The sequence below is a fragment of the Alicyclobacillus acidiphilus NBRC 100859 genome (genome assembly GCF_001544355.1).
In the GTDB taxonomy this organism is placed as follows: Bacteria; Bacillota; Bacilli; order Alicyclobacillales; family Alicyclobacillaceae; genus Alicyclobacillus; species Alicyclobacillus acidiphilus.
The window spans coordinates 1-19,970 of sequence record NZ_BCQI01000023.1 but is presented as its reverse complement, the minus strand read 5'-3'; the positions used below and the strand labels follow the sequence as shown (position 1 = coordinate 19,970).

General features: G+C 56.2%; 20 protein-coding genes. 12 read left to right on the top strand and 8 right to left on the bottom strand.

Going from position 1 to position 19,970, the window contains the following annotated elements:
• Position 1 precedes the first annotated feature (1 nt).
• Positions 2–241: a hypothetical protein gene (locus tag AAC01S_RS10285; protein ID WP_067621638.1), complete on the top strand. Its 240-nt coding sequence runs from the start codon at positions 2–4 to the stop codon at positions 239–241.
• A 17-nt stretch (positions 242–258) separates the two neighbouring features.
• Here AAC01S_RS10285 and AAC01S_RS10280 read toward each other — a convergent pair whose 3' ends face one another.
• From AAC01S_RS10280 to AAC01S_RS10270, 3 genes are read right to left on the bottom strand one after another with little or no spacing between them, the layout of a single operon-like run.
• A complete protein-coding gene (locus AAC01S_RS10280; protein WP_306307177.1) occupies positions 259–951 on the bottom strand; it encodes a TetR/AcrR family transcriptional regulator in 693 nt (230 codons plus the stop codon).
• 35 nt (positions 952–986) lie between these two features.
• Entirely contained in the window at positions 987–2,015 is a 1,029-nt protein-coding gene (locus AAC01S_RS10275; RefSeq protein ID WP_067621635.1) for an ABC transporter permease, read from the bottom strand.
• On the bottom strand, positions 2,012–2,734 hold the full coding sequence (locus AAC01S_RS10270) for an ABC transporter ATP-binding protein (protein WP_067621633.1): 723 nt from the start codon (positions 2,732–2,734) through the stop codon (positions 2,012–2,014). Before AAC01S_RS10270 ends, AAC01S_RS10275 begins: the two co-directional genes overlap by 4 nt.
• Before the next feature lie 979 nt (positions 2,735–3,713).
• Between AAC01S_RS10270 and AAC01S_RS10265 the strand changes: the two genes are divergently transcribed.
• Complete coding sequence (locus AAC01S_RS10265) at positions 3,714–4,214, top strand: GNAT family N-acetyltransferase (RefSeq protein ID WP_245630169.1); 501 nt, start codon at positions 3,714–3,716, stop codon at positions 4,212–4,214.
• 62 nt (positions 4,215–4,276) lie between these two features.
• Positions 4,277–4,738 carry a DinB family protein gene (locus tag AAC01S_RS10260; protein WP_067621684.1) on the top strand — a complete coding sequence of 154 codons (462 nt, stop codon included), beginning with the start codon at positions 4,277–4,279 and terminating at the stop codon, positions 4,736–4,738.
• 639 nt (positions 4,739–5,377) lie between these two features.
• Here AAC01S_RS10260 and mraY read toward each other — a convergent pair.
• Positions 5,378–6,328, bottom strand: coding sequence for a phospho-N-acetylmuramoyl-pentapeptide-transferase (gene mraY / locus AAC01S_RS10255; RefSeq protein WP_245630168.1), 951 nt, complete (start codon positions 6,326–6,328; stop codon positions 5,378–5,380).
• A gap of 600 nt (positions 6,329–6,928) precedes the next feature.
• On the opposite strand from mraY, the gene AAC01S_RS10250 reads away from it, so the two are divergent.
• From AAC01S_RS10250 to AAC01S_RS19560, 7 genes are all read left to right on the top strand, one after another.
• Positions 6,929–8,176, top strand: a complete 1,248-nt coding sequence (locus tag AAC01S_RS10250) for an MFS transporter (protein ID WP_067621627.1) — start codon at positions 6,929–6,931, stop codon at positions 8,174–8,176.
• A gap of 55 nt (positions 8,177–8,231) precedes the next feature.
• The gene (locus AAC01S_RS10245) at positions 8,232–9,224 is read left to right on the top strand and encodes a Gfo/Idh/MocA family protein (RefSeq protein ID WP_067621625.1); all 993 of its coding nucleotides are present in this window, start codon (positions 8,232–8,234) and stop codon (positions 9,222–9,224) included.
• 143 nt (positions 9,225–9,367) lie between these two features.
• Entirely contained in the window at positions 9,368–10,084 is a 717-nt protein-coding gene (locus AAC01S_RS10240; RefSeq protein WP_067621624.1) for a methyltransferase domain-containing protein, read from the top strand.
• 163 nt (positions 10,085–10,247) lie between these two features.
• Positions 10,248–12,590 (top strand): DUF4855 domain-containing protein, encoded by a 2,343-nt coding sequence (locus tag AAC01S_RS10235; RefSeq protein ID WP_067621619.1) that lies wholly within the window; start codon positions 10,248–10,250, stop codon positions 12,588–12,590.
• Between the two features lie 172 nt (positions 12,591–12,762).
• A complete protein-coding gene (locus tag AAC01S_RS10230; RefSeq protein ID WP_067621617.1) occupies positions 12,763–13,083 on the top strand; it encodes a PadR family transcriptional regulator in 321 nt (106 codons plus the stop codon).
• Entirely contained in the window at positions 13,083–13,961 is an 879-nt protein-coding gene (locus tag AAC01S_RS10225; protein WP_067621616.1) for a hypothetical protein, read from the top strand. Before AAC01S_RS10230 ends, AAC01S_RS10225 begins: the two co-directional genes overlap by 1 nt.
• Before the next feature lie 203 nt (positions 13,962–14,164).
• Positions 14,165–14,332, top strand: coding sequence for a hypothetical protein (locus AAC01S_RS19560; RefSeq protein ID WP_169794031.1), 168 nt, complete (start codon positions 14,165–14,167; stop codon positions 14,330–14,332).
• Positions 14,333–14,401: 69 nt separating this feature from the next.
• Here the strand turns inward: AAC01S_RS19560 and AAC01S_RS10220 are convergent, their stop codons facing one another.
• Together AAC01S_RS10220 and AAC01S_RS10215 are read right to left on the bottom strand one after the other, a co-directional pair.
• Positions 14,402–15,406 (bottom strand): DUF3231 family protein, encoded by a 1,005-nt coding sequence (locus AAC01S_RS10220; protein ID WP_067621614.1) that lies wholly within the window; start codon positions 15,404–15,406, stop codon positions 14,402–14,404.
• Positions 15,407–15,526: 120 nt separating this feature from the next.
• On the bottom strand, positions 15,527–16,378 hold the full coding sequence (locus AAC01S_RS10215; RefSeq protein ID WP_067621612.1) for a hypothetical protein: 852 nt from the start codon (positions 16,376–16,378) through the stop codon (positions 15,527–15,529).
• Between the two features lie 127 nt (positions 16,379–16,505).
• Between AAC01S_RS10215 and AAC01S_RS10210 the strand changes: the two genes are divergently transcribed.
• Both AAC01S_RS10210 and AAC01S_RS10205 read left to right on the top strand, forming a co-directional pair.
• Positions 16,506–17,045, top strand: coding sequence for an RNA polymerase sigma factor (locus AAC01S_RS10210; RefSeq protein ID WP_067621610.1), 540 nt, complete (start codon positions 16,506–16,508; stop codon positions 17,043–17,045).
• Entirely contained in the window at positions 17,032–17,862 is an 831-nt protein-coding gene (locus AAC01S_RS10205) for a hypothetical protein (RefSeq protein WP_067621608.1), read from the top strand. The genes AAC01S_RS10210 and AAC01S_RS10205 overlap by 14 nt, the downstream gene beginning before the upstream one ends.
• A gap of 50 nt (positions 17,863–17,912) precedes the next feature.
• Here AAC01S_RS10205 and AAC01S_RS10200 read toward each other — a convergent pair whose 3' ends face one another.
• Both AAC01S_RS10200 and AAC01S_RS10195 read right to left on the bottom strand, forming a co-directional pair.
• Positions 17,913–18,968 (bottom strand): M42 family metallopeptidase, encoded by a 1,056-nt coding sequence (locus AAC01S_RS10200; RefSeq protein ID WP_067621606.1) that lies wholly within the window; start codon positions 18,966–18,968, stop codon positions 17,913–17,915.
• An 89-nt stretch (positions 18,969–19,057) separates the two neighbouring features.
• The gene (locus AAC01S_RS10195; RefSeq protein ID WP_067621604.1) at positions 19,058–19,612 is read right to left on the bottom strand and encodes an acyl-CoA thioesterase; all 555 of its coding nucleotides are present in this window, start codon (positions 19,610–19,612) and stop codon (positions 19,058–19,060) included.
• Positions 19,613–19,970 lie beyond the last annotated feature (358 nt).

The following is a 19,970-nucleotide window of genomic DNA, read 5'->3' as shown; positions in this document are numbered from 1 at the left end:
CGTGTGGAAGTGGCCATTGTGGTATTTCGCGGCCGAAGCCATCTTCGTCGTGGGGGCTGTGCTAACCACCCTCTGGCTTCGGCACCGAAGGAACCAATTCAGGCAGTTGATCCCGCCAGGCTTCGTCCGAACGGACGAGACGTTCATCGATCCCACAAACGGCGCCCAAATGCGGGTTTGGTACCATCCCGGAACAGGTGAGCGCAGGTACGAGCGCGTCGAAAATCCCTCTGCTCGTTGAACGGACTCTCGAAGCCTTTACGGCGTCGATTTGGCGCCGACGCCGTGCATAATGAACTGCACCGTGCGTTCGATTTCGAGCGCGTCGTCCCACTCGTTCTCGGGCGCGATGAGCGATCTCGTGAGAATGTATCCGGCCATGGAACTGACGGCCATTCGGATCAGCGTATACGGTGGAATGTCGACGATCTCGCCTTTCGCTTGAAAATGGCGAATGATGCGCTCCAGCCGATCCGCAACTTGCGGGAAAATTCGCTTCATGAACTCGTTTCGAAGCTCGGGATGAAACGGGATTTCATGCAGCATGATTTTGAGTACCGAAATATTCTTGAGCGCGAACTCCAAACGATTCTTCAGGACCGCCCTCAGGAAATCCTCAAAATGCTCGTATTCCGCGTTGATCACCTGTCGAAAGTCACGCAGCAGAAAAGGGCCGACCACCTTCGCCATGGCAGGGGCCACGATGGAAATCAGCAAATCTTTCTTCGTCTTGTAATGTCGAAAGATTGTCCCTTCCGCCACGCCTGCCCTTTGCGCGATCTCGCTGGTCGACGTCGCGGAAAATCCCTTTTCTGCAAACATCTCCACGGCGGCCCGGAGAATTTTGATCTGTTTATCCGTCATCTTCTCCTCGTCTGCGCCTGCACGCAGGAGAGAAGCCAGCCATTCTTCTGGTTCGTCGGCCAACATATCATCACGCTCACATTCCAACCAAACTGCCGCATCCGGTTCTTGTAAAAACCGTACTATACTTTCCGATATTTGCGCAATGTCAGGACGTTCAGCAGGACGAAGGCGGCGGAGAACCCAAGAAGGACGACGAGATCGAGCCAAATCGCCCCTAAATCTTCTCCGCGAACCATGATGTTGCGCATCGCGTCCGCGCCGTAATACAGAGGCATCACTTTGCTCAACCAGCGCAGCCATGTCGCCATGGTGTCGATGTTGAACAAGCCGGAAAAAAATACTTGCGGCACGATGACGAGTGGAATGAACTGCATCATTTGAAACTCGGATGTCGCGAAGGAAGACAGGAATATGCCCAACGTCAACGCGGTCATCGAGAGCAATAAAGTCACAACCAGCAGCGACAACATCTGCCCAACCATCATCATGCCGAGAACGTCGACCGAATACCAGGCAATCAGGATCGCTTGAACCATGGTGAAGACACCGAATCCGCCCACGTAGCCGGTGACAATTTCCCATCGGCGGATCGGCGTTGCCAGCAATCGTTCCAGGGTTCCAGTCGTACGCTCTTTTAAGAACGAGATCCCGGATACCAGGAAGACGAAGAAGAAGGCGAAGAATCCGATGAGTACAGGGCCGAAGCTGTCGAAGGAAGTCATCGTCGGCGAGCCGTACAGGTACTTGACAATCGGCCTCAGCGACTGCGATTCTCCTGAGATTTCCTGTGACAGGGACTGCATATCGAGCAGAACCGCCTTGTTTATCGTTGGATCGCTCCCTTCCAACATAATCTCTGGTCGTCCATCCGACAGAGCGATGTACGCGTCGATCCGCTGCTTCTTCATCGCGTCCAGCGCATTGGCGGTCGAATCGTACGCGTACAGCTTGACGTTCGTCGTCGCGAGACTTTGGACGATTGGATCCGGCAAGTGGACAGTCCCGATTTTCGGTTTATACGTATTTCCGTTGAACACGAGCGCCACGAGCGTCAAAATCAACAGCGGCGCGATCAGCATCAGTGCGAGCGTTCGTTTGTCGTGAAGAAATTGCCGCCAAATCCGATTCATCACGGCGACGATCCTCATGCCCGCACACCCCCGTAGGCGAGAAACGCTTCCTCGATGGTACTCGCCTCTGTATCGCGTTTGAGATCGGCAGGAGTTCCCGTTGCGATAAGGCGCCCGTCGCGAATCATGCCCAGCCGATCACACTTCTCAGCCTCGTCCATCACATGCGTCGTGACGACGATAGTGGTCCCGTCCTGACACATGGCCCGAAGCTCACGCCAAATCGACATGCGCAAGACCGGATCGATCCCGACCGTAGGCTCATCCAAAAGCAGAACCTTCGGACGGTGCAGCAACGCAATGGCGAGCGACAGCCTGCGCTTCATCCCGCCGGAGTACGCAGAGACGAGTCGGTTCATGGCGTCCGTCAGATTGACGAGGCTCATGACCTCCTCCATCCGAAGTCGTTTTTCCTTGCCTGCCAGACCAAACAGAGACGCGAAGAATGCCAGGTTTTCTCGTGCGGTCAGTTCCAAGTACAACGCGTCAGATTGAGCCATGTAACCAATTCGGCCCAACATGTCGAGGCGCGGCATCTGTACACCCTCCACGACGACCGTGCCGCTCGAAGGTCTATCCATTCCAGCAATCAACTTGACCAAAGTCGTCTTCCCGGAACCGCTGGGCCCAAGCAGGCCGAAAATTTCAGACTCGCCCACGTCCATGGAAATGTCGTGCAAAACCGTCTTGTTGCCAAACCGTCGATGAACATGCTTGACTTCGATTCTCGCGGCCATCGGATCGCCTCGCTCGATTTGTGGTTGATGTGAGTGCTCACTCGCTTTGAGCGTAGCGATGGACCAGGCTGTCTGTCAAGGCGCCTGTGGTGGTGGCTGGGAAGACCGCTCGTCAACGCGATCTCCGTGCGCACACATCGTGCTTTATACTTCTAGTTTTCCTGTGAACACTAGGTTTTCCACTGGTTCGTCGTCTGCGTGGCCATCGAGAATCCGTCGCGTGCCTGTCAACGTGTCCTCGACGGACACGAACTGCCCCGGCTTGTTCGTCCACGGTTCCGCGACGGGACGTTCCTTCGATCCGTAGCAAGAATTACATCATGCTCATGAACCACCCGTTCAATCGCGAGTAGGTTTCGTCGAGGGTGTGGTCGTGGTTCGAGCGGGATCGATCACGTACTGACACGTACTGAACGCCCTTTGCCATCTCGGCCTGGTTCATTGATGCGGAAGAATATGGAGATCAAAAGTGTGCGCACTTCCGCCCGGCCGACAGGGATCTTGCCCGTGCATAGATTGGACACCGTAGCTGGACGCAGACCAACCGATTTGGCTGCAGCCGTCAAATTAGACACCGACGTCGCAGTAAGGACACGTTGAGTCGTAGCTCCTCGTCCAAAATGATTCCTCAAAGAGTAATTATGATGACTCTTCGGTTGTGCGTGCCCAATTTACACCCGTTGGTGTCGTCCACATGAGGGTGCTGTTGGAGAGTATGACCGAAAGTGTGCTCGGCTGTCGGGCAGATTCATCAGTCAACTCGATCAACCTTCCCTTATCACCATTACATTTTTTTGGAATTTTGAGTATGCCATTTCCTTCATCACGATGTCGATTTACGCTGCTATCTGATGTGACGTATCGAGCTGCAAACATGTGACTACATTCCTTGATATCGTAAGCAGGATCATATGTTGCCGCCATACGATATCATTGGGTTGAAAACCATAGAGCGAACGCCTGAGGAGTGTGCAGTGCAGTGAACGGTCAAAACCTGAAGATTTTCACACCGACGTCGATCGGAGATACGGCGTGGTTACGAGATTTATGGCTCAGCGAGTGGGGCGGCGAGGGCATGGTCAGCAGGGGCCACGTCTATCATCTGCAGGATCTGCAGGCCCTCGTCGCAGTCGATGCCACCGGCGGATATGTGGGTGCGGCAACGTACCGGATCGATCCCGCCGGCGACATCGAACTGATGAGCCTGAACGCGACGACACGTGGAGTGGGCATCGGCTCGAAACTGTTGGCTGAGGTGGAAGCCATCGCGGCGCGCTCGGGCGCCGGGCGAGTCTGGCTGATTACCAGCAACGACAACCTCGACGCCATTCGATTCTACCAACGCCGCGGTTACCGCATGGTCGCGGTTCACATCGGCGCCGTCGACGAGGCGAGACGCCTGAAGCCGACGATCCCGCTCGTCGGTGAGCATGGCATCGACATCCACGACGAGATCGAACTGGCGAAGCAGGTAGGGTAATGGATGTGGCGGGTGCGGCGGGGGCGACGTCGGACATAACAGCGGAGACAGGGGATGGAACGGTGATCGCGTTCTTCAAGTACAACTGGCAGGTGCGAGATGAATGGTTTGCATGGTGCGAGCAAGTCTCCTTTGATGAGCTCATCCGAGCGCGGGTTGGCGGGGTAGGCAGTATTCTGTACACCCTGTTTCACGTGGTCGACGCGGAGGGGAGTTGGATTGGAGCGTTGGCGGGCAAGCCGGATCCAAAGCCGAGGTTTGAGGATTACATGACCGTGGCCAAGCTCCGCCGCTTGTCGAATGAGTTTCGGACCGAATTGACACCGTTCATTGAACAGTGGACTCCGCAGTGGGAAGACAAGACGATTGAGGTGCACTGGAATCCAGGAGACGTCTTTACATACGGCGAAGTCGTGCGCCATGTCATTGCGCACGAGATTCACCATGTTGGGCAATTGTCCGTATGGGCGAGGGAACTCGGCTTGCAGCCCGTGTCCGCCAATTTCATTGGGAGAACTCTGTAGCCTAGCCGAGGCTGCGATCTGGCGGTCGTGCGGCGGGTGCGGCGGGTGCGGCGGGTGCGGCGGGTGCGCGGAATAAGCGGCCGTGGGCCGCTTAAACGTGTCGAATCGGCAGAGAAGTGCCGAATAAGCTGCCCAGGAAGGCTTAATGTGGGGGGGATCGGCCGAAATCGGGCAGTGGTGTGGTTGATAAGCGGCTTTAGGCCGCTTATCCGCATCGATTCGGCGGAAATGTGTGAAATAAGCGGCGGAGGGCCGCTTAATCGGTTGCCGTCCGTGCCGTCCGTGCCGTCCGTGCCGTCCGTGCCGTCCGTGCCGTCCGTGCCACGCGCGTCCCGGCGTGATCGGCTGTCGCGCGGCGGGTGCGCGGAAATAAGCGGCCGTGGGCCGCTTAAACGTGTCGAATCGGCAGAGAAGTGCCGAATAAGCTGCCCAGGAAGGCTTATTGTGGGGGGATCGGCCGAAATCGGGCAGTGGTGTGGTTGATAAGCGGCTCTGGGCCGCTTATCCGCATCGATTCGGCGGACATGTGTGAAATAAGCGGCGGAGGGCCGCTTAATCGGTTGCCACCCGCGCCACCCGTGCCACCCGTGCCACCCGTGCCACCCGTGCCACCCGTGCCACCCTACCGCCTTCGTCCATTCACTTCATCAACAGGTCGTAGTATCCCAGGCAGAGCAGCGAGCACGCCCACGAGACGCCGCCGAACACGATGACGATGGTATTCTCGTTCCATCCATATTTCAGGCTGAAGTGATAGTGGATGGGAGACATGCGGAAGATTCGCTTGCCGGTGCGCTTGAAATAGGACACTTGGATGATGACCGAGAGGATTTCCGCGATGTAGACGAGGAACAGGATCGGCAGGAGAATCAGGACATGTTCGATGACGGCGAGCAGGGCGAGCGTGCCGCCGATTGCCATGGATCCGGTGTCTCCCATAATGATGCGGGCTGGATATCGATTGTAGAACAGGAAGCCGAGCAGACACGCGATCATGACGAGGCAGAAGGCGCGGACGTCTGTTTCGTGCGAGATCGCGAAGAAGAAAAAGTAAGTGGGGATGGCGCAGACGGAAAGAAGGCCATCCAGGCCGTCCGTGAAGTTGATGGCGTTGGTCGAGCCGATGACAATGAGGCCTACGCCAATGACGAAGACGGCGACGGGGATGTCCACTGTGACATTTCTCGTGACGTGCAGGACGGATTCCACCATATTGTGACTCATCAGGAAATACAGCGCTCCGCCGGTGACGACAATCTGCATCCAGAGTTTTGAACGCGCGGAGATACCGTCGGGAGATTTCGTGTAGGCTTTTTTGAAGTCGTCGAGGAAACCGATCAGTGCGAAGGCGAAGAAGGCAATGGATAAAAAGCCTGCGATGGTCGATTGCTGGACCCACCAAGTGACGAGTGCACCGAGCAGAAAGACCAAGCCGCCCATCAGAGGCGTACCGCGTTTTTTCTGCTGGTCCGGCGGCAGTTCCTGGCGGATGGGCTGAACGACTCCGTATGCTCGGGACAGCCGCGTTTGCAGCGGGATGAGGGCCATGACGAGAACAAAGGCGACTAGGGCAGGGACGATAGCAGGCACGCGGGAACCTCCTTCACCGTGTATCTTCTACCCACTACATATGCTTGTCCGTGGAGGATAGAACTCTCTCGTTGATTCCAAGCCGGACAAGGAGCGGGTGTGGATGTTGGGGACGCATGAATTGTGAATGGATTGCACAACAAGTCTACCATGTCCCATGGGCGTTGGGTGAATTTTGTCTGTGAACGGCGTGAATTCAATGGCAGGCCATGCCTGTCGATCCTGCGGCACGGCACGCATAGCGGGTGCGACCTGATCATCCTATGCCGAGGGTGTGGCCAGTCGTTCTTTGGGCTTTCGTTACCACTCGCCACGCCGCTCCGGCTCACTCGGGTCGCAGCGGCTTGTCCACCTTCACAAACGCGGTATGGTCGATCTCGCCGCCCTGTTCGGTCACCAGTTGCACTATCATGGGCAGGGCGGGATCGGCAGGTTTCAACGGTTGCGAAAAGCGCCATCAGGCCAAACCGCTTTGTTATCCATGTTTGCAAGAACAGCAAGTCCGACAAGGAATTCACAGTTTGCACCCCTCGTTGACATTCCGGTGACCAACGTTGGAATCTGCTATACTTGGCGCAAGAAAGACGAGGGATGTTCGGCATGCGGCTGGTGCGCCACGAAGGTTTTGCATTGTTGTTTGAATACCCTGAATATGCTAAGAGATGGCTGGGTAGTGTGATATCGGCGTTTGGCAGTCAGGTCGGCTGGATATCCCTGGTGTGGCTCGTGATGAAACTGTCCGGCGGTGCGACATCGGTCGGCATCATCACACTGCTTTATCAATTGCCGCAGGCTCTGCTGGCGCCGTTTGCGGGGGTGGTGCTGGATCGCTACGAGCGAACACGCGTGATGGCGATCGCGAATTTTCTCATGGCTGGCATTTTTACGGCCATTCCGACTTTGACCCTGACGTTCGGAGCGCATGCGCTTGCCATTACCTACGCTCTGATTCTGCTCGGGGGCATGATTGTATCGTTCGACATGACTGGTGTTGGACCGTTGATCGCAGACTTGATCCCGAGAGAGAAACTCGCGCAGGCGAACTTTCTCAGCCAAACTGTCTGGGAAATCGCGTTCCTGACTGGCCCCGGCTTGGGCGGGGTATTGATTGCCGTCGTCGGATCGAAAGTGCTGTTGTATGTCGATGCGGCCACGTTCCTGATTCTCGGATTCATGATGCTGTCCATCCGGGATGTCCGCGGCGGCGCCAAATCCGTCGACGCCCCGCTCCAGCAGTTGCTTGAGGGCGCGAGGTATATGTGGCGCACGCCGCCGCTTCTGGCACTGGGTGTTCTCACATTTCTCTTCAACTTTTTGTATGGGCCGTTTGAAGTGCTGCTCCCGCTCTTGGCGAAACAGAACCTGGGCGGCTCGGCTTCCCTGGGATTGATCTGGCTCGCTTTCGCCGCGGGCGCGTTCGCGGGAGGCATCGTTTGTTCGTCGAGATCGTGGCCGTACCGCATCGCCCCGTCGCTGGCCGCCATCATCGTGGCGTGGGGGATCGTCTCGTGCGCCGTCGCGTTTGGCACGCATTCGCTTTGGCAGACCGTCATGTGGATGCTGGTTGGCGGATTGACGTATGCGCCGTGGGGATCGCTGGCGCCGACGGCCATCCAGCATCTGGCGCCGAGAGAGATGCAAGGTCGCGTGTTCGGCGTGTCTCAGATGATGAACGTCGCAGGTGTTCCATTGGGTGCGTGGTGTACCGGATTGTTGCTTCCTGTCGCATCTGCGCCGACGATTTTTGTCGTGTGCGGCATTGTCACCATCGTCGTTGGCTTGTGCGGATTTGGGTGGAAAGCCTTTCGCACGCTGGATCAAACAGGGTCCCAGAAAGTCCTGGATTGATCCGATCACGCTTCACAGCTCGACATCGATTTTATGGGAAGGGGTTTTGGAACATATGATCAATCGCAAATTGCGTTGGGGCGTCCTCGGCTGCGCAGGCATCGCCATCCGGAGTGTCATTCCTGGAATTCAAGGCTCGAACAATGGAGAAGTCGTCGCCATCGCGAGCCGCAGCGAGGAGAAGGCGCGAGAGACCGCGAACGCGCTCGGCATCCCGACGTCGTATGGATCATACGAAGCGTTGCTAAGCGACGAGACTATCGACGCGGTGTACATTCCGTTGCCGAACCACCTGCACAAGGAATGGACGATCCGGGCCGCCGAGGCGGGCAAACACGTCCTCTGCGAGAAACCGCTTGCACTCGACGCGGCCGAGGCGCAGGAGATGGTCGACGCTTGTGAGAAGGCCGGCGTCAAGCTCGCCGAGGCGTTCATGTATCGCCACCATCCGCGGTACCGCAAGGTGCTTGACGTGATAGCATCCGGCGAGATCGGCCAATTGCGCGGGATGAACGGATCGTTCACATTCAACAACGCCGCCGATCACGACAACGTCCGCTATCGCCGCGACTGGGGCGGAGGTTCCATCTACGACGTCGGCTGCTACCCCATCAGCGCCGCGCGGCTCATCTTTGGCACGGAGCCAATCGCCGTGACGGTGCAAGGCTTCCGTTCGCCTCAGCACGATCACGTCGACATGATGGCCTCTGGCCTCGTCGAGTTCCCCGGCGACGTCGCCCTGACGTTTGACTGCGGTATGTGGGCGGCTTTTCGCAACCGGATCGAAATCCTGGGCACCGACGGTCGCATCGAGCTGCCGAGCGCCTTCGTCGGCGATCCCACGTTCTCCGTGATCACAGGCGACGGCGAGCGGCAAGAGACGTTCGAACCACTGAACACCTACACGCTGCAGGCCGAGCAGTTCGCTCGCAGTGTGCTCGACGGCGAACCGCTGTTGTTCGATCCAGCGGACGCAGTGGCCAATATGCGCGTGATCGACGCGTGCTTCGAGTCCATGGACGAACATAAGCGCGTCGAGCTGGGCTAACGATGATTCGGGCTGGCGGAACCAGCGCTTCTTGCGTATACTCCTGCTTAAGCGGCGACGCCAGCCCGGTTGTCTGTCGTCGAAGATGAGGTACTTGAGCCGAGTTCAGTTGAGTCAGTTGAGATGAGGAGAGTGGCATCACTATGCCTGCAAACGACAAGCAGTACGTGCAACACGGCGTCGCAATGACGTGCCGATCCTTCCAAGAATACGTCGACATGTTCCAATTGACACCTGATATCCTCCGTCGCGGACGAATTCTCGATGTCGCGGGCGGAGCGTCTTCGTTCGTCGCGGATGCTTGCAAACAAGGCTGCGACGTGATCGCGGCAGATCCCCTGTATGCCCATTCCCCCGAAGCCATTGCGGAACATGGCGAAGCCAATCGCCGAGAAGCAACTGGTAAGTTGGAGGGACTTCTGGACGTGTACGACTGGAGCTATTATGGCTCGTTGGATAGGCACGAACAGATCCGCGCCGATTCGTTGGCCAGGTTCGTAGACGACTACGGCCGATCCGACCAGCGACATCGCTACGTATCAGCCTCGCTGCCCAATCTTCCGTTTCCCGACGAAACGTTCTCCCTCATTGTTTCAAGCCACTTTCTCTTTCTTTACGACTCGCAGTTCGATCCCGACTTTCACATCGCGAGCATCCAAACGCTGATTCGATTGCTGCAACCTGGCGGCGAAATCCGTCTGTATCCTCTGTCGACGCTCGCCCGGACGCGGTATCCTGCGCTGGATCGCGTACTGGAGGTTGTGGGACGGGCTCACCCGAACGTGGAAGTCGATTTCGTTCCGACACCCTTTCGCTTTCTGCTGATGGCAACCGAATATCTGCGAATTCGCCGGGCCTAACAGCGTTTTTCGCAGCATTCTCGGAAAGAATATGGCGTACCGACAGAAACCCCGAGCATTCGACAGAATCTATATGCTATCTTCTGTGCGAATGGAGGCAATATCCGCCGTGCTGCACACCTGAGAAAAATTGCCCCGAAAGCAATCTGAGGAGGTCGTCTATTTGCGTAAAATCGCTATGACGTCCGTGGCGGCACTTGCCTTGCTGTGTTTTGAACTGCCGGTTGGTGTGGCTTATGCGGACACAACTGGCGGAACAACCAGCTCGTCGAGTTCCAGCGCGGCGTCGTCCAGTGACGCGGACCAAAATCTGATGGGTGCTTCAAGTGACGTATTGCGCCCAGGGGCAGATCCAAACGATCCGAACGATTACCCGTACTTGCCGCCCAACATGTCCATCCCGGTACCGGGGCCGAGAACTGAGTATCCACAGGCGCCGGACAACGATAGTTCCGGGACCGGATCGGCGAGCGGCTCAGGCAGTTCCAGCGGATCGTCCAGCAGCGACGACACCACAGCAACGAGCAACACCATCATGTCTCCGAGCAGCATCGCCAGCAGTGCACCGAAACAGTCGTCGCCGAACACGCTTCCAGACATCGCGCTTGGCAAGCCGTACACCATCGGCACGCAATGGCCGGATCAGCTGTTCGGCCAGGATGAGTCCGCGTACGCCAACACGGGCCAACTCACGGACGGCCAATTTGCTTCTCTGAGCTATTCGGACAAGGGGTGGGTCGGCCTGCTGCGTCAGGGTGGGCGCAGCGTCGTGGTCGATCTCGGCAGTGCCCAGCCCATCCGCCGCCTTTCGCTCGACTTTCTGCAGAATCTCGGCGCGGGCATCGATTTCCCTGACAGTGTAACGTACTACGTTTCGAATGATGGACATGCCTGGCACAAGCTTGGCACCGTCTGGTCGGGGCAAGGCGGAGGCAGTTACACACCGCAATCGCAGCCTTACACATTGGACACGCACGTCACTGCGCAATACGTGCGGGCCCAATTCACCGACAAGGTCTATTCCTTCCTTGACGAATTTTCGGTCTTTGGCATTCCGTCACAATCTGCGGATGGCGGTACGACGGTCTCAACCACGCAATCCGTCTACAGCGGCAGCGGGTCGCTTTCGACAGCGGCATCGGTGTATGTCAATCCGCAAGGTCCGTCCACCACGCAATCTGTGTACGGGGGCGGTGGGCCAACGGGATCAGGCGCAACCTCTTCTCCGTTACCGCCGCTGCCCGGCCAAGCATTGACGGAGACGATGGGCAGCGATTGGCTGGTCGATCCGAACGCACCCGGACTGCCCAATCTATTGCAAACTGTCTCGACATTCGCTTCGCCGTCGGGACCTTCGGGCCCGCAAGGACCTTCGACCGCTCAGTCGCTCGCGCAACTGGCTCAACTGGGTCTCGCCCAAGGTGCCGCGGAACTCCCTGGCGCATTGTCCAATTGGACACCGCAACCGGGCTACTTGACTGCAGCCGATCCAGGGACGGCCGGTATCCATAACATGCAGATTGTCTACACGGGCGCAAACGGCAGCGAAGGCGAGTGGAGCGAGAGCGATTTCTTGCCGATGATCGCGCAAGAGGATCCGAGCGGCAAGCCAACCGGCTGGTTGTTCGACGGAACCTTGTTCGGAGAATATTCGTCGGCTACGCCAGAGACGGCAGCAGGATGGTCATCGTGGCTGACTGATCTGTTCTCTCCCAACCTCGAACTTTCAGCGCTCAACCAAGCCGTGGGCAACATCAAGCAACAATTGAACGACCCCAACTTCAAGGAGAAGGTCGTCATCACGATCCCGGGTCTGAACAATAATCCGAGCGACTTTGGCGCGATCGACTCTTCTGGGCAAAGTCTCGACCTGAACCCGGACGACGTCGGCCAGGTCCAATCGACCATCAATAAAGTGAAAGCCATTCGCTGGTTCATGCAGCAGGTCCTCAGCGATTGGAAGAACGCCGGATTGTCCAACTTGCAACTCGCCGGGTTCTACTGGGAACCGGAGTCGATGCAGCCGAATCTGCCACTCGATGCTGAACTGATTCAAGCGACCGCCGACATGGTCCATCAGGACGGCATGAAATTCTTCTGGATCCCGTACTATGGCGCTGTTGGCATCGCCAATTGGGAACAGCTTGGATTCGACGACGTGACCAGTCAGGCGGGGGTTGCATTCAATTACAACATCGACGCCGCCGCGCGCCTCGGATCCGTTGCGAGCATGGCGATTTATTACCACATGGGCCTCGAGATGGAGCAGCCGTACAACACGATGTCCACCTCGGAAGCTACCGCGCAGAAGGCGCAGGATCGGTTCTATGACTATTTTACAGGCGGCAACGTCTACGGTTATGAGGGGAACACGATGAAGACGTGGTACCTCAATTCCAAAGGATTGATTCCCGCTTATCAAAGTACGAATCCGTTCTACCACCAGATGTACGATAACACGGTCTTGTTCGTCGACGATCAGTGGAAGAGCACGGAATTCGACTAAGCGCTTCAGCCTAAGTGAGCCGAGAGCGCAACGGGAATGAGTAGATAAGAGGGCGGCACAGCAATTGCTGTGCCGCGAGTTTTGATCAAAAAACCTTGACGCAAAGAGATCGCCGTTTTATTATTCAGTTAAACTTAGTAAGAATAACGTAATAAACTTGGAGGTACGCCTCATGAGAAAAAATGAATTAGGGCGTTTTTCGGATGCGTCGTTTCTCATTCTCTCTAGCTTGGCCAATGGTCCGAAACACGGTTACGCCATGATGGAAGACATCCGAACGTTCAGCGGAACACAATTGGAGCCAGGAACACTTTACGGCGCGATTTCACGCTTAGAGAAACAGGGGTGGATAGAAGCGCTCCCCACTGAAGAACGACGGCGACCATACCGCATCACTGGCGCGGGTGTTGCTGCGCTTCGTGAACAAGTGGCAACCCTGGAACAGGTCGCTTCCGTTGGAAAGAGCCGCTTGGCGACAATGGAGGGATTTTAATGCGTTGGTTGCTCCGACTTTACCCTCGCCAATGGCGCGAACGGTATGAAGAAGAAATGTTGGCGGTCTTGGAAGAACATCAGGTCTCACCTGCAACATTCATCGATCTGCTGATGGGTGCTTTAGATGCGAATTTACATTACGACGGTTGTTTGGAAGGTGTGATGTATATGGTACATCGCTTGCGTTCGGGCATGGTCATGATTTTTTGCGCATTTATGTTGTTTGAAGTGGGTTGGGGAATGTTGCAACGGCTTAACGATCCAATGACGTTCTTTCAAGCGGCGAATAGGGCTCACCCTGTGTTCGGCATTCTCCATACCGCCATCTTAATCGTTGGATGTTTGGCACTTGTTGCGCTTCTGGTCGGCGGTCTTCCGATCTTCTTTATTTCTGTTAAGAGAGCCGTGAAAAATAGGAAGAGAGACGCATTGGCGCCATTTTGGGTCGCGTTGTCCTGTCTTTTGCTGTTTATTCTCGAAACCGCGATTTTGGCAGACTGGCATCGGATTGCGTTCGCCAAACATCATTTGGTCGGATTTTTCCTAAGTTATTTGATTGTCGTCGGCATTGAATTCATCGTTGGGACGATTTCGGTCGCTTTGACAATTTCTCGAACAGAATTCCAATTGCGAGAATTGAAATTGCTGTTGATTCCCGAGATTGTGATTTTGTTTGGCATGGATGTTTCCGTTGTTTTGTCAACCGTTCTTATCATCTTGATAACCGTCTATGCACCACAACTATTCACCACTCAGGATGTGGGAAGCCCGATGTTCATTACCGGTATCATCTTCATGGCTCTCGGAACCATCTTCGCTTGGATGGGACATCGACGAGGAACCATCAAAGGATTTGATCCGTTCACACACACCTAATTCTCAAATGTGTGCCGCGAGAGAGGCGTGAAGGTCGGCAGTACTGTTTGTCTTACAGGAGAGAATGATATGAGTTCTACCTAATCGATGCTGTCGTCGTGAATACATGATAAGGTGGAATTGCAACGGTTGCTTTGATCGGAAACGCGCTACGTCTGCCAATGCAAGTGGGACGGAAAGCGATCTGTGAGGAGATGAATGAAATGGCAACGAACCTGTTTCGCGTAGTGTTCATCGTGGTGTTGATCGGAGTAATCGTGGGCGTCGATGTACTGTTCCTACGACATCATTTCACGGCGCGACTCATCGTTAACATTGGTATAGTCGTGGTGTTTGCCGCCGCCTATTTTCTCTTTTTCAAGAAATCGTAGGCAAAGACGCGTGGGTTACATAGGCCACGCAAACCATCTTTCGAGAAAGAACGCTCGCGCGGCCTATGCTCAATGTCGAACCGCCAGTTGGTGCCGATCATCTGCCATAGGTGGTTCTTCCATCCACCCGTGTTCAATGATGATTTCCGTTCCATCTTCAGAGTACAACCCTACTTCGGCCATTAAGCGCGTGTACATGAACGCGAGATCGCGCCTGGAGGAAGTGCCTACCCCCACACCGTAATTCCCGATACTGATTCCGTTTAGCAATGTCGTGTGGTACATAATGAGCTTGTCACTAAACGTATCAGCGGTTGAGTCGGTCACTTCGGAATCCCAACTCATCGGTGAAGGTAAATTCGAATGAACGAGTTGATCCGCAAAAATGCGGGTATGTTTTTTGCCAATTTGGATGCCGCGTTCTACGTACCGGCGAACCTGTTCCGATTGCGCGATTTGTGCGAAGCCAAGCAGCAGCGCTCGACCCAGTGCGTTCGCCACCATATTCATGTATAAATGGGATATTTCGATGGCGTTTAATGGCCGCTTCTGACCAAAAAAGCCGGTGAGGTAATCATCGCTTTGAACGAATGTAACCTTGTCAGGTTTGGTGATTGCGGGCGATTTGACGAAAACGCCTTGCTTAAGTTGGATATCTGTACTTTCGTGTTTCAGGTATTCACATTGATGTAGACAGTCACCGAAATGTTCACGAACATCTGTGCGACAAACCGAGGCAAGTGCCGCCGCGTGCGATCTCAGACCAGCAACTGCCATAGAATGGACATACAGCAAATAAAACGTGTCCGAATATAGCTTCGGCGCTTCGACATTCACGTCGGAACTCGTGAAGCCTTGCGGGACAGGGAATTGTTCGTTCGTAAACAGCGTCGCTCTCCACTGAATATTTTTTTCGGCGTACTGCAAGGTGGTTTCGGAGAGCGATCGAATGTCAGGATCCTCAACATGCTGCAGACCATGTTTTAACACACAAATGGACATCGTGTCTGTGATATAGGAGATCCAAAGCAATCCCATTTCAGATGCATGCAGTTCCGTATGATGGTGTTCCACAAAAGCTCCTCCCGATTTGCGCACAGATTTCGCAACAGGCAAGCATTGCTTACGTGGTGCAACCAGGACCTTGCCTTGCATTGAAATAGAATTCCTTAATTAAGCTGGAGGTATGCTAAGTTATTTCGCCGGGTACGCCGGACTGCCCATGTCTTTGCTGACGAGTTGCCATACGGAGTTCTGGATGTCGAAAAGGCTCACGTGATCCAGTTTCACCTGGTTATCTTGAAAGTCGACGGTCACATCCATTGACTTGTTGGCTCCATAGATGAATTGAAGCGTTGCTCCGCCAGTCATATCGGAATGTTCGTCAACGTGGCCGCGGACGTCTATGGACAGGGCGTTGATGGCTCGAACTAAGGCGGAAATCTTCGTCTTGTTGGTGAGCGTCAGCGTCTTCCATGGCAGGCTCTTTCCATGGCTGGCTGCAGCGTATCGGATCAGAACCCGCTTCGAATCGGCTGGAACATAGGAGCTCTTTGGGCGCGGTGGAGGTACGAGCCAGGCGACGTCATACTCTGCATCCACGATGTCCGATTGATACGATGGCTGTTCGAAATGAATCGAGACGCTCAGGTTGGGATTGGAATTGCTGACGAACGACAACAGATTGTCGCTCAAGTCGTCCGAAGTCTGTCGATACCCGTAGCTGGGCATAGCTTTCGTATACCACAACATCACCTTCGTCAGTTGGCCGTGCAGCTTCAGATGCTCGGAACCGCCCAAGAGGGTGCTCGGGCCTGTAATATCGATTGTGATCGACTGCTTCAAATTCCCGGAAGCTGTGTATCGCGGGAGTACGACAGTTTTATGGGTGTCCGCCGAAGCGGCTGCAACCGTCGGATGTACTGAAGCTGATACTGGCTGAGCGGCAAGAAGCATCGTGCCGAGTACCGCCAGCGAGATTTTTAGCGATTGCGCACCGAATCGAGAACCAAACGATGCGCGTCCCCGCGAGTGGGCAGAGGCCATTCGTATCCCTCCGTATGAATCAAAACGTAGCTCACTGATAGAATATTCGAGCTCATGCGGGTGATTTGTAACCGTTGCCCGACAAGTGGCGTCAATTTTATTAGAACACGTACGGGAGGAACGCGCCTTGGAACGGACGATGGATGCGGCCGAAGCGACAGAACGGCTGTTTGACCTATATCGGCATGACGTCTATCGCTACGCGCGCTTCACGTTGGGCGATCCAAGCGACGCGGAGGACGTCGTGCAGGATGTGTTCATCCGGGTGCTGCGAAATTGGGATCGATATCGAGGCGACGCTGCGCCAAAAACGTGGCTGTGGACGATTGTTCGGTCGTCGATCGCGGACGCAGCCCGACGGCGGAAACGGCAGACCAGGCGCGATCTAGCTGCGGCTTCGACGTTCGAGGAGGCGGCCGAACCGACGGACGTGCCCTTGGAAATCGAAGAAGCTTTGCGAGAATTGCCTCAGGCTTATCGCGAAGTCGTCGTCTTGCGGCTGTTGCAGGACTGGTCGACGGGGGAGTGTGCCACCATGCTGGGATGGAGCGAGTCAAAAGTCAAGACGACCCTCCATCGGGCAGTCGCGAAACTGCGGCGGCACCTGAGCGAAGAAGGGCCTGGCGATATTGGCAGCGATGGAGGGGATGCACATGGACTACGATGACATTCGAGAACAATTGCTGGAACTGAACAACCTCAAGCTGCCACCGGATCGGGAGCAGAAGATCCGCTTCGCGCTTCGCGCCGAGATGGAGGGACGCCGTTTGAATCACTCTGCCTTTCCTCCATCTCGCCGTTGGACCCGGCAGCGGATTGCAACGATTGCCGGAACTGCCGCGGCAGTAGTCATCGTCGCCGCAGCCGTCGGCGTCGGGACGGGGCAATTTGGCACATCTTCGCACAAGCTGACCAAGGGGTTCACCACGCTGTCGACGACGACGTACGGACAAGCGACGAATGGGCCAGCGACGAATGGGCCGATTGGCAAATCGGCGAACGGATCGGCGAACGGATCGGCGACGCCCGCCGAAGCTGCGAACGTCGGGCAGACGGTTGCCCTTGTCCCCGTCACCTACTCGGCGAGCCAGCGGACGCAGTTGCAGGATTCCATCACGACCACTGGCGTCACCCCGTATCTCCCAACGAAGTCGGTGCCTGGGGAGCAGTTGACGATCGTCAAACCAACGCCCGGATCGCTCATTTTGGACTACAACCATCTGTGGATCGTCGAGGATACCCAATCTTTCGAGGTCGAGCAGAATGCCGGCCCAGTCAGTACGATTGCGTTGGCCGACGGAGCGATCGGACAATTTTACGTCTATCGCAACCCAAATGGCCAGTACACGACGACGCTCTATTTTCAACTCGGCCAACAGTACATCTCGGTGCAGAACTTGCGCCCGGGCGACGCGTACTCCATGGCCACCCTGGCCGACATAGCGAATTCATTCGTGCCATTGAGCCAGATCCCGCCTGGATGATGGGATACAAGGTCGCAACGGCAACGGCCTGCAGTCGCGCCGCGCTGTTCCTACACGAACGCGAACTGGTTTTTGTCCTGCATGTGATACAGGAACGCGACGAGAAGGTCTTTGGTGTGCTGCAGGTCGTCGAGATCGATCACCTCGACCGGCGAATGCGCGTAGCGCGACGGGATGGACAGGACGCCGCTGGGTACGCCGCCGTCGCCAAACATCAATTCGCCCGCATCTGTTCCGATCCCACTGAAAATCTCCAACTGGTGCGGAATTCCGTGCTGACGGGCGAGATCGACGAGACATTTGCGCACAGCGACGCTCGCGATGAGACTGAAGTCCATCACCTTGATACCTGGACCGCGGCCCAGTCCGAGAGTGTCATCCATCATCGCCTCAGGCGTATCGCTGACGGCGGTCGTGTCGATGGCGAGGGCCACGTCCGGCGTCAACCGGGACATGGCCGCCCGCGCGCCGCGCAACCCGACTTCTTCCTGCACTGAAAATACCGCGTGCAACGTCCCGCGGACCCGCGTGAAATCCACCTCTTCAAGCGCCTGGATGAGGACTGCGCACCCAGCTCTGTCATCGAACGACTTCCCGACGACGCGCCGCGTGCCAAGGCGTTCGATCTCGGTGGCCCATGTCACCGGATCGCCCACTTGCACGCCCATCGTTTCCGCCTCCACCCGATCCGCGGCGCCGACGTCGATATACAGTTCCATGTGCGAGCGAACCTTCTTGTCGTCGTCGAATCGCCGCATGTGGGCCGAGATCGTGCCAATGACACCAGGAACGACGCCCTTTTCCGTCCCAATGCGCACGCGCTGCGCCAACAGGATTCGATCATCGTGGCCACCGAGTTTATCGAATCGGATAAGCCCGTTTGCCTCAATCTTTTTGACGATAAAGCCGACTTCGTCCATATGCGTCGCCACAACAAGGCTTGGGCCCGGCAATCCGCCTTTCTTCGTGACAATCACGTTACCCACACCGTCGACGACGATATCGTCCACTTTCCCCGTCAGCCTGCGCACCAAGTAGTTCGCCACGGAATGCTCATACCCGCACGGGCCGAGCAGCCCGGTCAGTTCCTTCAACAAGTCGAACATAGTCTCCAACTCCCATCGCGTTCTCCAAATCGGACTGCCCGGTGGCGGGGGCCGGTCGTGTTGGCCGGCCGTATCGCCCGGTCGCGCGATCAGCCCATCTCCCACAACCGATCTGGCCGGAGGTGCGCCGCGAGCAACTTGCTTTCCTCGCGATGCCGTTTACGGGCCTCTGCCCGGGCCGGAGCGGTTTCGAACAGTTTCTTCTCTTCTTCGGTCTCTGGAACCACTTGCGGCACTTGCACAGGCACTCCATCGTCTCCAAGCGCGACAAAGGTCAGGAAGGCGGTGGCTGCGATCATCCGCTCACCCGTGCGCAGATGCTCGGCGATCACCTTCACGAACACTTCCATCGAGCTCCTGCCCGTCCACGTCACGTACGACGTCAGGCAAACCGAATGGCCCTCGCGGATAGGCTGCAAAAAGTCGACACTGTCGGTCGACGCGGTAACGCATTCTGCCCGGGCATGGCGTTCCGCCGAAATGGACGCGACATCGTCGATGTACGCCATCAACTTGCCGCCGAACATGGTATTGTGATCGTTTAAGTCCGAAGGGAAGACCCGCAGGATCTTCGTCGCGCGCGATTCCTTGCAGAATTTCTTCTCCACTTGATTGGTTCGTTCCGCTTGATTGGTTCGTTCCATGGAAAATCACCTTTCGTTCTGTATCTGTAGGTGAAGGGTTGTGTGATTGGAATTACTGCGATTCACGCAATCTGTTTCACGTGATTTATTGTAGATCAATTCAAGTTCCAAACGAAATCTTGGCGATGAATCGGGTAGTGTGGGCGAGGATGGCAGGCCGGTGCGGCGCGATCGCGACACAGCGGATGGGCCGGCGGGAAGGTGGCCCGGAGTCGGGAGTCGGGAGTCGGGAGTCGGGAGTCGGGAGTCGGGAGTCGGGAGTCGGGAGTCGGGAGTCGGGAGTCGGGCAAAATAAGCATCTCTCAGACGCTTATTTTGGTGAAGTGATCGGATCGAAAGGAAATAAGCGTCCCCAGAA